This is a genomic window from Brevibacterium sediminis (genome assembly GCF_024895295.1).
Taxonomy (GTDB): domain Bacteria; phylum Actinomycetota; class Actinomycetes; order Actinomycetales; family Brevibacteriaceae; genus Brevibacterium; species Brevibacterium sediminis.
In genome coordinates this window covers 841,323-855,625 of sequence record NZ_JAHQRN010000001.1, presented here as the reverse complement: position 1 = coordinate 855,625, position 14,303 = coordinate 841,323, and the positions used below count along the sequence as shown (strand labels likewise).

Annotated in this window: 13 protein-coding genes; 11 read left to right on the top strand and 2 right to left on the bottom strand. The window is 64.2% G+C overall.

What is annotated here, in order from left to right:
• Positions 1-98 precede the first annotated feature (98 nt).
• The 9 genes from KTJ89_RS03960 to KTJ89_RS03920 all read left to right on the top strand — a co-directional run bounded on the left by KTJ89_RS03960 (position 99) and on the right by KTJ89_RS03920 (position 9,995).
• Positions 99-578 carry an NUDIX hydrolase gene (locus KTJ89_RS03960; protein ID WP_062242804.1) on the top strand — a complete coding sequence of 160 codons (480 nt, stop codon included), beginning with the start codon at positions 99-101 and terminating at the stop codon, positions 576-578.
• A 137-nt stretch (positions 579-715) separates the two neighbouring features.
• Positions 716-1,468 (top strand): YebC/PmpR family DNA-binding transcriptional regulator, encoded by a 753-nt coding sequence (locus KTJ89_RS03955; protein ID WP_139467356.1) that lies wholly within the window; start codon positions 716-718, stop codon positions 1,466-1,468.
• Positions 1,468-2,064 (top strand): crossover junction endodeoxyribonuclease RuvC, encoded by a 597-nt coding sequence (gene ruvC / locus KTJ89_RS03950; RefSeq protein WP_139908129.1) that lies wholly within the window; start codon positions 1,468-1,470, stop codon positions 2,062-2,064. The genes KTJ89_RS03955 and ruvC overlap by 1 nt, the downstream gene beginning before the upstream one ends.
• Before the next feature lie 64 nt (positions 2,065-2,128).
• Complete coding sequence (ruvA, locus tag KTJ89_RS03945; protein WP_181270553.1) at positions 2,129-2,725, top strand: Holliday junction branch migration protein RuvA; 597 nt, start codon at positions 2,129-2,131, stop codon at positions 2,723-2,725.
• Positions 2,722-3,798, top strand: a complete 1,077-nt coding sequence (gene ruvB, locus KTJ89_RS03940) for a Holliday junction branch migration DNA helicase RuvB (protein WP_139467353.1) — start codon at positions 2,722-2,724, stop codon at positions 3,796-3,798. Before ruvA ends, ruvB begins: the two co-directional genes overlap by 4 nt.
• An 80-nt stretch (positions 3,799-3,878) precedes the next feature.
• Positions 3,879-4,451, top strand: coding sequence for a preprotein translocase subunit YajC (gene yajC, locus KTJ89_RS03935; RefSeq protein WP_259356819.1), 573 nt, complete (start codon positions 3,879-3,881; stop codon positions 4,449-4,451).
• A 38-nt stretch (positions 4,452-4,489) separates the two neighbouring features.
• Positions 4,490-6,664, top strand: a complete 2,175-nt coding sequence (gene secD / locus KTJ89_RS03930; protein WP_259356818.1) for a protein translocase subunit SecD — start codon at positions 4,490-4,492, stop codon at positions 6,662-6,664.
• Entirely contained in the window at positions 6,661-7,677 is a 1,017-nt protein-coding gene (gene secF, locus KTJ89_RS03925) for a protein translocase subunit SecF (protein ID WP_139908127.1), read from the top strand. Before secD ends, secF begins: the two co-directional genes overlap by 4 nt.
• A gap of 20 nt (positions 7,678-7,697) precedes the next feature.
• Entirely contained in the window at positions 7,698-9,995 is a 2,298-nt protein-coding gene (locus KTJ89_RS03920) for a RelA/SpoT family protein (protein WP_310650270.1), read from the top strand.
• Here KTJ89_RS03920 and KTJ89_RS03915 read toward each other — a convergent pair.
• Positions 9,974-10,528: a hypothetical protein gene (locus KTJ89_RS03915; protein WP_259356817.1), complete on the bottom strand. Its 555-nt coding sequence runs from the start codon at positions 10,526-10,528 to the stop codon at positions 9,974-9,976. The genes KTJ89_RS03920 and KTJ89_RS03915 overlap by 22 nt on opposite strands.
• A gap of 122 nt (positions 10,529-10,650) precedes the next feature.
• On the bottom strand, positions 10,651-12,003 hold the full coding sequence (locus KTJ89_RS03910; protein ID WP_259356816.1) for a DUF349 domain-containing protein: 1,353 nt from the start codon (positions 12,001-12,003) through the stop codon (positions 10,651-10,653).
• A gap of 119 nt (positions 12,004-12,122) precedes the next feature.
• On the opposite strand from KTJ89_RS03910, the gene KTJ89_RS03905 reads away from it, so the two are divergent.
• Both KTJ89_RS03905 and hisS read left to right on the top strand, forming a co-directional pair.
• Positions 12,123-12,767, top strand: coding sequence for an MBL fold metallo-hydrolase (locus tag KTJ89_RS03905; protein ID WP_259356815.1), 645 nt, complete (start codon positions 12,123-12,125; stop codon positions 12,765-12,767).
• A 151-nt stretch (positions 12,768-12,918) separates the two neighbouring features.
• On the top strand, positions 12,919-14,253 hold the full coding sequence (hisS, locus tag KTJ89_RS03900) for a histidine--tRNA ligase (RefSeq protein ID WP_259356814.1): 1,335 nt from the start codon (positions 12,919-12,921) through the stop codon (positions 14,251-14,253).
• Positions 14,254-14,303 lie beyond the last annotated feature (50 nt).

Genomic DNA, 14,303 nt, shown 5'->3' with positions numbered 1-14,303 from the left:
TATCGTTCTCTGGGCCGCTGTCGCGCTCTTGCCGAAATCCCCCAGCGTCATTATTCTGCAAACACTTGCCTCCCTTCGCCGCCGACCACTGGAGAAACATGAAACCTCGTAAAGCCTCACGGGTCGTATTACTCAATGAGCGCGACGAGGTTCTCCTGATCCGTGCCCAGGATCTGCTGACCCCCAGCCACCAATGGTGGATGACCTGCGGAGGCGGTTCCGAACTCGGCGAGTCGGCCGCGCAGACGGCGGCCCGGGAACTCGCCGAGGAGACCGGGATCGAATGCGAACCTCACGAACTCATCGGTCCCTTGGCCACGCGCGACGAGGTCTTCGAATTCACGGAGAAGTCGCTGCGCCAGGTCGAAACCTACTTCGCGTTCCGCACCAGCGAGGACATCGAGCTCGAAGATGCGGTCTGGACGGACATCGAGAAGCGCAGCCTGCTCGAATTCCGCTGGTGGACCCGGGAGGAGCTCCTGGCCACGACGGAGACGATCTATCCGAAGAACCTCCTCGGCCTCATCGACCTGGCCACCGCCGGGTCCGTTCCCGACGTGCCGCTGGTCATCGACTGAGCGCACGATCGCGCTCCGTAACAGGTCCGCAGTGCGGTCCGGTGGGAGTCCGCACGGAATCGCGAATGGGAAGTCTGCACGAGTCGGCGCGGTCAGCGTATAGACTTGAGAGGCTGTAACTACAGGAAGGAACACCAGTGTCAGGTCATTCCAAATGGGCAACGACTAAACACAAGAAGGCTGCCATCGATGCCAAGCGCGGCAAGCTCTTTGCCAAGCTGATCAAGAACATCGAGGTGGCCGCACGCAACGGTGGACCCGACCCCGACGGCAACCCGACGCTGTTCGATGCGATCCAGAAGGCGAAGAAGAACTCGGTCCCCGCGGACAACATCACCCGTGCGGTCAAGCGCGGCGGCGGTCTCGACGGCTCCGGAGTCAACTACGAGACGATCATGTACGAAGGCTACGCCGCCGGCGGTGTGGCTCTGCTCATCGAATGTCTCACCGACAACCGCAACCGCGCCGCCTCCGAGGTGCGCGTGGCCGTGACCCGCAACGGCGGTTCGATGGCCGATCCCGGTTCGGTGACGTACAACTTCAACCGCAAGGGCGTCATCACCGTGGGCGCCGAGGAGACCGACGAAGAGGCCATTCTGCTGGCGACCATGGACGCCGGAGCCGAAGAGGTCAAGGAAGTCGGCGAGAAGTTCGAGATCATCTGCGAGGCCACCGACCTCGTGGCCGTGCGTACGGCCCTCGTCGACGCCGGCATCGACTACGACTCGGCCGAGGCCTCCTTCGTGCCCGAACTCGAGGTCAGCCTCGACGCAGAGACCGCGAGCAAGGTCTTCTCCCTCATCGATGCGCTCGAAGACAGCGACGAGGTGCAGAACGTCTACTCGAACGCCGATGTCAGCGATGAGGTCCTCGCCGAACTCGATGCCTGATGCGCATCCTCGGTGTTGATCCCGGCCTGACCCGGTGCGGGCTCGGTGTCATCGACACCCTGCCCGCCCGGAAGGCGAAGATGGTCGCCGTCGACGTCTTGCGGACTCCTTCGGCCGATTCCGTCGACCTCCGTCTCGGTGCCATCGCCGAGGCGTTCGACAGCTGGTTGGACACGTACCGTCCCGATGTCGTGGCCATCGAGCGCGTCTTCGCCCGCAACGATGTGTCCACGATCATGGGCACCGCCCAGGCATCGGGACTGACCATGGGACTGGCGGCCCGACGCGGCCTGCCAGTGGCCATGCACACCCCATCAGAGGTCAAAGCTGCGATCACCGGTTCGGGCCGTGCGGACAAGAAGCAGGTCACCTCGATGGTGACGCGGATCCTCGGTCTCGACGCACCGCCGAAGCCCGCCGACGCCGCCGACGCCCTGGCGATCGCGATCTGCCATTCCTGGCGTGGTGCGCTGTCGGCCCAATCGACGCCGGGGGCAAATAAGGATCTGACCGAGCGCAAGGCCGGCGGGAGGCAGGGCAGCGGACTGACGAAGGCCCAGCAGCAGTGGGCCGAGGCCATGCGGCGCGCCAAGTGAGCATGGGGGAGCGGGTGCCTGCTAACCTGGATTCGTACACGTGTTCCCCTAAGAAAGGCTGTCCGTGATCAGTTTCCTCAGCGGTACGGTGCATCGGATCGCAGCTGACCACCTCGTCGTTCTCACCCACGGTGTCGGCCGGAAGGTCCACGTCACCCCCGACACTCTGGCCGGGACTCGGCACGGCGCCGAGATCGAACTGGTTACCAGCCTCGTGGTGCGCGAAGACTCGATGACGCTCTACGGCTTCGGCACCGAGGACGAGAACCACACCTTCGAAGTGCTGCTGTCGATCTCCGGAATCGGTCCGCGTCTGGCGATGGCGATCCTCTCGGTGATGGGACCTGACGAACTTGCCGCCGCGATCACGAATCAGGATGCCAACGCGCTCACCCGTGTCCCCGGAATCGGGAAGAAGGGCGCCTCGCGCATCATCCTCGAGCTGGAGAACAAACTGCCGAAGCTCACCGCTGCCTCTCCCGGACCCACTCTGTCCTTCGGGGGCGGCAACCAGCAGGTCGTCGACGCTCTTGTGGGTCTCGGGTGGAAGGAAGCGCAGGCTGAGGACGTCGTCGCCGACGTCGTCAAGGAGACCGGTGCTGATGCCGGCACCTCCGTGGTCCTCAAAGCCGCTCTGAAGGTTCTGGGTGCGAAGAGATGACAGGCTCGTTCGACCCCGACTCCTATGAGGTGGACTTCGGTGATCAAGACCTGACCGGAGCCGAACAGGAGAGACTCGTCTCCGGTCGTGCCGAGACGGCCGAACGCGATGCCGAGGCGGCGCTGCGTCCGAAGGGCCTGGCCGACTTCATCGGCCAGCCGCAGGTGCGTGAGCAGCTCTCCCTCGTCCTCGACGCGGCGAAGGCCAGACAGAAGGCACCCGACCATGTGCTGCTCTCCGGTCCTCCCGGGCTCGGCAAGACCACGCTGGCGATGATCATCGCCCACGAGATGAACTCGAGCCTGCGAGTGACGTCCGGCCCGGCCGTCCAGCACGCCGGTGACCTCGCAGCCATCCTGTCCTCCCTTGAAGAAGGCGAAGTCCTCTTCATCGACGAGATCCACCGCATGGCCCGGGCCGCCGAGGAGATGCTGTACGTGGCTATGGAGGACTTCCGAGTCGACGTCATCGTCGGCAAAGGACCAGGAGCCACCGCCATCCCGCTCGACCTCCCGCAATTCACCCTCGTCGGGGCGACCACCCGATCCGGTCTGCTGCCCGCGCCGCTGCGTGACCGTTTCGGCTTCACCGCCCTGCTCGACTTCTATTCGAGCGCCGATCTGCTCACGGTTCTCAAGCGTTCGGCCAGGATGCTCGGCATCGATGCCGAACTCGCCGGGCTCGAAGAGATCTCCACACGTTCCCGCGGAACCCCGCGAATCGCGAATCGCCTGCTGCGCCGCGTCCGCGACTGGGCCCAGGTGCGGGGGAGCGGAATCATCGACGAGGAAGCCGCCACCAATGCACTGCGCGTCTACGAGGTCGACGAGCTCGGTCTCGATCGCCTCGACCGGTCGGTTCTGCAGGTTCTGTGCAAGCGCTTCGGCGGAGGCCCGGTGGGATTGGGAACCCTCGCCGTCTCCGTCGGCGAAGAAGCGGATACAGTCGAAACCGTGTCCGAGCCCTACCTCGTCCGAGAGGGCCTGATCAGTCGCACCCCACGTGGACGTGTGGCCACCACGGCGGCCTGGAAGCACCTGAAAATGCAGATCCCAGCAAACTATGAGTTCTGACCGTGCCTTTGAGTTCGCTATGAGAGGTGAGGACGAACTAAGCTGGTTCACTGATTCATTCATATGAAAGGCTGATATCTGTGGATTTGCTGATCCCTCTTGCGCTTGCCGCGCTGCTGATCTTTTTCCTGTTCAATTCTCGGCGTAAGCAGAAGGCGCGTGCGGAGCAGATCAAATCGGGCCTCGTGCCCGGCGCGACCGTGATGACGACCTTCGGTGTCTTCGGCACCGTGCTCTCCATCGACGAAGAGAACAACCAGGTGACCATCGAGTCGGGTCCCGGCACGGTTCTGCGCGTCCACCGCCAGGCCATCGGTCAGATCGAGAACAACCAGGCCGCAGCGCCCGTCGACGCTCCCGACGCCGCCGCCCCCGCCGCTGATGCCGATGTCGACGCAGACGAGAAGCCGGCCATCACCGACGCCGAGCTCGACGCCATGAACGAACGCAAACGCGCCGAGAAAGACACCCCGGACGACGCATCCGATGACGTCATCGCCGATGAGTCCGCTGCGAAGACCGAGGACGTCGACGCCGAGGCAGTCGCCGAGTCCGAGGACGTCGACACCGAGGCCGCCGCTGAGACCGATGTCGACTCCGCCGCTGCGGAGTCCACGGACCCGACTGATTCGGATTCCGACAAGAAGAACTGATCCGTTCTCGCACTCTTCTCCCGACTGAAAGCTGAAACGTGTCCGATATCGAAGAAAAACCACGCCCTGGTTTGCGCTTCCTGTGGCTGACCATCATCACTCTGGTGCTGGCCGCAATCATCGCCGGCGGTGTCATCTGGTCGAATGCCACGACGACTCCGAAGCTCGCGCTCGACCTCGAGGGTGGAACGTCGATCATTCTGGAACCGCAGGTGTCCAAGGGCACGGACATCAGCAAGGAGCAGCTCGATCAGGCCGTGGCGATCATCCGCCAGCGCGTCGACTCGACCGGTGTCTCCGAAGCCGAGATCACGACGCAGGGCGACCGCAACATCGTCGTGAATCTGCCGGGCAACCCCGACGAGGAGACCCGAAACCTCGTCCGCTCGTCTGCTCAGCTGGTCTTCCGTCGTGTGGCGCTGGTCGGTGACCCGCGTTCACAGGAACAGATCCAGAAGGAGCAGGAAAAGAGCGGCGAGGAATCGGGTGGCGATGACGGACTGAGCGACGAAGAGCGCAAACGCCTCGAGGACCTCACCGGCGCCGACTCGCAGGGCGATGGACAGAGCGAGGACCAGGCCCCGTCCGGCGGCGGCGATGTCGTCAATGCCGGCGGCGAGACGAAGAAGACGGCCGAGTCCTCCGAGGAGACGAAATCTTCGGAGTCGGAGAGCAAGGACGCGGAGAAGTCCGGAGAAGGCAGCGGATCGAGCGACAGCACGAAGGTCACCGACTCGACGCCGCGGCCCCTCTTCGATCCGGAGAAGGACGCCTCCGAATGGCAGTCCGACAAGATCATCAAGGAGTACACCGAGCTCGACTGCACGAACAAGAAGAACCGGACGGGCGGCCAACAGCAGCCCTCGGACGAACCGGTCGTCTCGTGCTCCGAAGACGGACAGGCGAAGTACATCCTCGGGCCTGTCGAACTCTCCGGCGATCACCTCGCCGATGCCAGTGCCGGCTATGCCGCAGGAGCAAATGGCGTGCAGACCAACAACCCTGCCGTCAACCTCTCCTTCGACTCCACCGGTCGTGAGATCTTCAAGCAGATCACCTCGGACATCACCGGCAAACAGCAGCCCTACAACCAGTTCGCGATCGAACTCGACGGTCTCGTGCTGTCGGCTCCGTCTTCGAACGCGGTGATCAACGACGGCAACGCCCAGATCACCGGCGACTTCTCCCTCGACGAGGCACAGACTCTGGCCAACCAGCTCAAGAACGGCTCGCTGCCGCTGAGCTTCCAGGTCCAGAGCGAGGACCAGATCTCACCGACCCTGGGTTCGAACTACCTCAAGATCGGTCTGCTCACCGGCCTGGTCGGACTCCTCCTCGTCGTCGTCTATTCGCTGCTGCAGTACCGGGTGCTCGGCCTCGTCACCGTCTCGAGCCTCGTCGTCGCCGGTGTGCTCACCTACCTGCTGCTGCTTTTGGCATCGTGGAGATACGGCTACCGACTGTCCCTGGCCGGTGTCGCCGGTATCATCATCGGAATCGGCATGGCGGCGGACTCGTTCATCGTCTACTTCGAACGTGTCCGAGACGAACTGCGCAGCGGTCGCAATCTGCTCTCCGCGGTCGAGGTCGGCTGGGACCGTGCCAAGCGCACGATCTACGCCTCGAAGGCAGTGAACATGCTCGCCGCGGTCATTCTCTACATCCTGGCCGTCGGCTCGGTGCGAGGCTTCGCCTTCACCCTGGGCCTGACCGTGATCATCGACGTGCTCATCGTCTTCCTGTTCACCCACCCGATGCTGCAGTTCCTGGCCCGCACGAAGTTCTTCGGCGAGGGCCACCCGATGTCCGGAATGGATCCGCGTCTGCTCGGAGTCAAACCCGCCGCCTACCGCGGAGCGCTCAACCTGTCCATCGACGACAAGGACAAGACTCCCGAAGCCAAGCGGCGCGAGAAGGCACGGATGCGCAAGGCCGGGATGAGCACAGACGACAGCTCCGATACGACTGCTGCAGCAGCTGCGTCCGAGTCGGGGGAGACCACGACGACGTCCGAGACGGACAAGGCCGCGACCGGCAGGTCCACGACCACGAAGTCGAAGGCCACGAAGTCGAAGAGCACGAAAGCGGCGAAGTCCGCTGCTGCGACGGGCGGAATGACCATCGCCGAGCGGAAGGCCGCGGCCCGACGGGCCGAGGAAGACGATGCCGTCACAGACTCGACGGCTGACGACGGCAAGGAGGCTGACAAGTGAAACGGTTCTTTGCCTGGGGCAACCGCCTGCACAGCGGCGAATCATCGATCCCCTTCGTCGGCAAGGCGAAGCTGTGGCTGGCCATCTCCGGAGTCCTCGTCCTCCTGTCCCTGCTCGTCCCGCTCATCTTCGGCTTCAACTTCGGCATCGCCTTCAAGGGCGGTTCGCAGTTCCAGGTCGACCATGTCAGCGACACCTCGGCCGCCAAGGGGGAAGGCATCATCAACGATGTCGTCTCCGGTTCTGAGCCGCGCCTGACGCCGACCAGCGACACGGCCGTCCAGATCGAGACGAACCAGCTCACCGACCCGCAGATGCAGGAAGTCCGAGACGCTCTCGTCTCCGGCTACGACGTGAAGGTCGAAGACGTCACCTCGACGTTCGTCGGACCCGAATGGGGTCAGGACGTGACGTCGAAGATGATCCGCGCACTCGTCATCTTCGTGGCCATCGCCCTCGTCGTCATGGCCCTGTACTTCCGCACGTGGAAGATGTCGCTCGCGGCGATCGTCGGCCTCTTCGTCGTGATGATCGTGACGATGGGCATCTACTCGGCCACCGGCTTCGAAGTCACCCCGGAGGCCATCATCGGCTTCCTCACCGTGCTCAGCTTCTCGCTTTATGACACGGTGGTGGTCTTCGACAAGATCCGAGAGAACACGACGAGATTCGAGGAGAAGCGGAATCTCAAGTTCTCCGAACTCGTCAACCTCGGTGTGAATCAGACGACCGTGCGCTCGATCAACACCTCAGTGGTGTCGGTGCTCCCGATCGCCTCGATCCTCTTCATCGGTGTGTTCCTGCTCGGCGCGGGAACACTGGTCGACATCTCACTGTCCCTGTTCATCGGTACTATAGTGGCAGCCGCTTCGACGCTGTTCGTCGCGAGCCCCCTCTACGCCCTCCTCCGTGCAAATGAACCGGCGGTCAAGGCACAGGAGGAGGCCGTGCGTGAACTACGCTTGAAGGATGGGGGAGCAGACGTCCCACCGGTGACACACGCCGAAGTCTGATTCCCGAGAGAGGAGATGTTGTGGCTTCGTCCGCTGATTCGCGCCGTCCGCGAGGCATCTCCCGCTTAGCCTGGTGGGCGGCCAGGGCACAGAACAACCCTGGCTACCCGCGAGTGCTCGGCCCGATGATCCGGGCCCTGCAGTCGAACCATCCGAAGGCGGACATCGACCTCGTCGTCCGGGCCTACAAGGTCGCCGAGGAGGCCCACCGAGGGCAGACTCGCAAGTCCGGTGATGCCTATATCACCCACCCCATCGCGGTGGCGACGATCCTTGCGGAGATCGGCATGCTGCCGGTCACGCTCGCCGCCGCTCTGCTGCACGACACCGTCGAAGACACTTCGTACTCGCTCGACGAACTCACCGAGGAATTCGGCTCCGAAGTCGCGGCCATGGTCGACGGGGTGACGAAGCTCGACAAGCTCACGTACGGGCAGGCCGCGCAGTCCGAGACCGTGCGCAAGATGATCGTGGCGATGGCCAAGGACATCCGCGTCCTCGTCATCAAGCTCGCAGACCGCCTGCACAATGCGCGCACCTGGCGCTTCGTGCCCGCCTCGTCAAGCACGAAGAAGGCTCGCGAGACCCTCGACATCTTCGCTCCGCTGGCACACCGGCTGGGCATGAACACGATCAAATGGGAGCTCGAAGACCTGTCCTTCCAGGTCCTCCATCCCAAGGTCTACGACGAAGTGGTCCGACTCGTCGCGGATCGGGCTCCCGAGCGTGAGAAGTATCTGGCCACGGTCTCCGAGGAGCTCCAGGGCGAACTCAAGGAATCCGGAATAGACGCCTCCATCACGGGGCGCCCCAAGCACTACTATTCGATCTATCAGAAGATGGTCGTGCGCGGACACGAGTTCGCCGACATCTACGATCTCGTCGGAGTCCGCGTCCTCGTCGAATCCGTACGCGAATGCTACGCCACCCTCGGCATCGTCCACGCCCGCTGGAACCCTGTTCCCGGACGGTTCAAGGACTATATCGCGATGCCGAAGTACAACATGTACCAGAGCCTGCACACCACGGTGATCGGGCCGGCCGGCAAGCCTGTCGAGATCCAGATCCGGACCCACGAGATGGATCGCCGTGCAGAATTCGGCGTCGCCGCTCACTGGAAGTACAAGGATCTCAACAAGTCGTCGAAGGCCGTGACCTCGAACACCGCGCGTTCGGTGAAGGTCTCCGACGCCGGTGAGGTCGACGACGCCGCCTGGCTGCGACAGCTGCTGGACTGGCAGCGAGAGGTCTCCGACCCCGACGAATTCCTCGACAGCCTCCGCTACGAGGTGAACTCGAAGGAAGTCTACGTCTTCACGCCCAAGGGCGAGGTGATGAGCCTGCCGTCGGGAGCCACCCCCATCGACTTCGCCTACGCTGTGCACACCGAGGTCGGGCACAAGACGATGGGTGCCCGCGTCAACGGTCGCCTCGTCGCTTTGGACACGGAGCTGAAGAACGGGGACTCCGTCGAGGTCTTCACCTCGAAGGACGAGAACGCCGGCCCCAGCCGCGACTGGCTCGGCTTCGTCAAGAGTCCACGTGCCCGCAGCAAGATCCGGCAGTGGTTCTCGAAGGAGCGCCGCGAAGAGGCGATCGAGAACGGTCGCGAACAGCTCGCCCGGGCGATGCGCCGCCATACGATCTCCGCCGCTTCGCTGATGAGCCAGGAAGCACTCCAGGTCGTCGCCACGGAGATGCGTCTGCCCGATGTCAGCGCCCTCTATGCCGCGATCGGCAACGGCATATCCTCGGCTCAGCACGTCGTTGATCTGCTGGCCAAGGAAGTCGGGGAGGACGACGAGTCGGTCGTGCTGCCACCGGAGCCTCGCAACCGCACGGGACAGTCCTCAGGGCACCATTCCTCGTCCGAAGGCGTCATCGTCAAAGGCGTCGACGATGTGCTCGTCAAACTGGCTCGCTGCTGCACCCCGGTGCCCGGAGACGAGATCCTCGGTTTCGTCACCCGCGGTTCGGGAGTCTCCGTGCATCGCGTCGACTGCCCGAACGTCACCTCACTCAAACGTGAACCCGAACGCATGGTCGAGGTCTCGTGGGGCGAGAAGACGAGCGGAATCTACCTCGTCCAGATCCAGGTCGAGGCCCTCGACCGTGCCGGTCTGCTCTCCGATATCACCAAGGTGCTCACCGAGACCCATGTGAACATCCTGTCGGCGTCGGTCGGCACCTCCCGGGCCCGCGTGGCGCAATCGAAGTTCGTCTTCGAGATGAGTGACGCCAGCCATCTCGACACTGTGCTCTCGGCTGTGCGCAAGGTCGAAGGCGTCTTCGACGTCTACCGCATCTCCGGCGGCTGATCCTCTCTGTCCAGCGCCGCGCGCATCTGGGCGACGAACGGTCGACGGGCCACCTCGGTGAGGTAGTCCCGGAGACGGTGGCGAAGACCGCTGGGAATCTCCGCAATGATGCCCTTGAGCGCCCGCGGCGACTCCGCGGTCCAGTTCCGGAAGTGCGGGAAGAGCAGATCGTAGAGCGTGCGTTCCTCCGTGGTGATCGGCAGCCCGTCGATGAGGCACCAATCATCTTGCGCCAGATTCGTCTCGTGGACGTCGAAACCGTCATCGGCGATCCACCGGCGCCTGGGCAGCGTGATGAAGCTCAGCGGAGTGGGAGCCCGGCCGAGTCCGCGGTGCACCCACCAAGCGCTGTCGTGGGAGAGCGCGAGTCCGGGCGGGATGAGCGAATGCAGGGCGGCCATCCGCTCAGCGGGGGAGAGGATTGCACCCTTGCGCACCCAGGTCGATTCGGTCAGTCGGATGAGCAGACCGTCGAGGGTGAGCTCGGTGAGCTGCTCGTACCCGAAGTCCCGCAGATGAAACAACGCCTCCATACCCGAACTATCGTCGGATGTGGAGGCGTTGACAAGACTTCGGAGAGCGCCTGTGGACAGGTGCTGACTCGAACGTCAGAAGCTGTGGACGAGCGCTGCGGCCTCAGCCGAGCACTGCGGCCTCAGTCGAGTTCTGCGGCTGTCTGGGCGAGCTGATCCCGCCAGGCGCGGCGAGCGTCGAGAGCTTCCTGCGCCTCGGCGACGGACTTCTCATCGCCCCCGGCCTTCGCAGCCTCGAGCTTCTTCTCGAGGTCGACGATCGACTCGTCGAGCTGACTCAGCGCACCCGAGGTGCGGGCCTTCGTCTCCGGGTTGCTGCGCTGCCACGCGGCTTCCTCGGCATCGGCGAGCGCGCGTTCGACATCGCGCAGACCGTTCTCCATCCGCGAGACATCGGCGCGAGGGACCTTGCCGGCTTCCTCCCACTGGTCCTGGATGGTGCGCAGCTCGCGCTTGGCTGCCATCGGGTCGGTGATCGGCAGCAGCGCCTGAGCCTTCTTCAGCAGCTCTTCCTTGACGACGAGGTTTCCCTTGAACTCCTCGTCCAGAGCGGCATTCTCCGCATCACGGGCGGAGAAGAACACGTCCTGTGCTGCACGGAACCGTGCCCACAGCGCATCATCGTCCTTGCGCGAAGCACGCGGGGCGCGCTTCCACTGGCTCATCAGGTCCTTGTACTTCTGCGACACGGTGCGGAAATCGGTCGAGGCCGACAGCGACTCCGCCTCGGCGACGATCTTCTCCTTGATCCGCTTGCCCTCGGCATTGACTTTGTCGAGCTCGGCGAAGAACTCTTTGCGCTTGTGTTCGAAGGTGTTCCGAGCCTGCGAGAACCTGCCCCAGAGCTCCTGATCGACGGCACGCGGCAGACGGGGTCCGCTGCGCTGCATGTCCTTCCACTGGGCGAAGAGCTCACGCAGACGCGCGCCCGACTGCTTCCACTGGATCTTCGACGGATCCTGCTTGGCCAGGGTCTCGGCCTCGACGACGAGAGCCTCACGATCCTCGGCAGCGGCGAGTTTCGCGGCCTGCGCCCGGGCCGCCTGACGGGACTCTGTGGCCTCGGCATCGGAGATGAGGGTGTCGAGAGTGGCGCTCAGCCCCTTGAGATCACCGACGACGTTGGCTTCCGGCAGTGATTCCTGCAGCGTCTTCGCCGCAGACACGACCTCACGGCCGGGAGCGCCGGCGGAGAGACGATTGCGCAACAGGACCGCGCTCTCGGCGAGTTCGACGTACTTCTTCGCGAAGTACTCGAGAGCCTCCTCGGGAGTGGCGTCCGGGTACTGACCGACGGCACGTTCGCCCTCCGGAGTGGTGACGAACACATTGCCGTCCGAATCGGCACGACCATGAGTCACCGCGCGAGCGACCTCGGCGTCGTGGTCGATATGGCTGGCATTGACCACCTGTGCCGCCTGCGGACGCGGCAGCGACGACGGACGGGGGGTCGGCTTCGGTGTCGGGGTCGACATGGTTCTCACCTTGTTTCCATCGGTCGAACCGGCAGGTCATTCCACCCGCCGATCACTCGATTGTGGGATAGACGTTATCCCAGCATAACCATCGGCGGGCGTGTAGATAGACTTTGCACATGGATGTATTCTCGACCAACGCCGAATTCCTCGACGTCAACTGCTATGCCGTGCGCGCAAACGGCTCCAGCGACTGCATTCTCATCGACTCCGGATACGACTGCGCCCCGGGCCTCGAGAAGCTGCTCAGCGAAGAGGGACTCGAACCTCAGGCGATCTTCCTCACCCACGGCCACCCCGACCATATTCTGGGCCTGACCAACGTGCTCGCCCGCTGGAACGTGCCCGTCCACCTCGGTGCCGCCGACCGTTACCGCCTGGATTCACCGGCCACGACGCTCAACCCGCAGTTCGCGGCAATGCTGGCGCCGCTCGTCGCAGACTGGAACGCTCCGGCAGCCATTGACATCAATGACGGGCAGAGCTTCGAGATCGCGGGACTCACCATCACGGCAGTCTCCGCACCCGGGCATACGGAAGGTTCCATGCTGCTGCGAGTGAAGGACGGGGACGAGGAAGTCATCTTCACCGGTGACGTCGTCTTCGCCGGAGCCATCGGCCGCGTCGACCTGCCCGGGGGAGACCCCCAGGCGATGTCCGAATCCCTGCGGGCATTCGCGACACTGCCGGACGTGCCGATCTATCCTGGACACGGCCCTGGGTCTCGCGTGAGCACAGAACTCGCGACGAATCCGTTCTTCTGAGGACTGAGCGACCGAAGTCTCGGGTCTTCCTGCCCGAGGCGTTCGCGCAGTCCCGGACGACACCACACTATTCAGACCCCACCCGATACAGACACGACACGATTCAGCGGCGCCGCACGGCACCGCAACCGCACCGAAAGCAAGGAGCACCATGGCGAAGTCAGCCCGTCTGTCCGGATTCCCGGAACGACTCCCGGCCGAACGCGTGATCGAGAAGACCATCATCGACACCCTCGAACACACCTTCGCCCTGCACGGGTTCTCCGCACTCAACCACCGCGCCGTCGAACCGATCAGCCAGTTGGCCAAGGACGGCGAGATCGACAAGGAGATCTTCGCCGTCTCCCGCCTCCACTCCGAGGGCACTGAACGCAACCCGCTGGGACTCCACTTCGACCTCACGGTGCCCCTGGCCCGCTATATCGCCGACAATGCGAACGAACTGAGCTTCCCGTTCAAGGCTGCTCGCGTCCAGCCCGTCTGGCGGGGCGAACGGCCGCAGGCCGGTCGCTACCGTGAGTTCATCCAGGCCGATATCGACGTCATCGCCGATGGGGAGCTGCCCGGACACTTCGAGGTCGAGATCCCTCTGGCCGTGGCCGATGCATTCTCCCGGCTCGCCCCGCTCGGCGTGCCCGGAATCAAGATCGTCGTCAACGACCGCAGGCTGCTCGAGGGCTTCGCCCGCGGAATCGGGTTGACGAACATCCAAGCCGTGCTGCGCTGCCTCGACAAATACGACAAGATCGGCCCCGCCGAAGTGGCGAAGCTGCTGGCCGCCGAAGCCGATGCCGATGAGGAGCAGCAGCGCCTGTGCCTGGAGCTGGCCGCCATCGAATCCGACTCCCCGGACTTCGCCGACGAGGTGCGCGCCCTCGGCGTCGACCACCCCCTGCTCGAGGCCGGGCTCGAATCGCTGACGACTCTGCTGCGAGCCGCAGCCGAACGCGCGCCCGGAGTCGTCGTCGCCCAGCTCAAGATCGCCCGCGGACTCGACTACTACACGGGCGCGGTCTACGAGACCCAGCTGATCGGCCACGAAGAACTCGGTTCCGTATCCTCCGGCGGTCGCTACGACTCGCTGGTCACCGTGGGCAAGAAGAACTATCCCGGGGTGGGCATGTCCATCGGCGTCTCCCGCCTCATGGCGTTCATCCTCGGCGAGACCTCGGAGATCCGTGCCACCCGCGGTACCCCCTCGGCCGTCGTCATCGCCGTCACCGAGGAGGCCCGACGGGCTGACGCCGACGCCGTGGCCGCGACGCTGAGGTCCCGGGACATCCCGTGCGAAGTTTCGCCGAACGCTGCGAAGTTCGGCAAGCAGATCCGCTACGCGGAACGCCGCGACATCCCGTTCGTCTGGTTCACCGACGGTGAGTCCGGCCACGAGGTCAAGGACATCCGCTCGGGAGAGCAGACCACGGCCGACCCGGACACGTGGACGCCCGGGGAAGACGACCTCTGGCCCCGCGTGTACCGGAGCTGAGCGCGGGGCGACTATCATTGTTCAGGCGCTAGACCACAACATCACAAAGG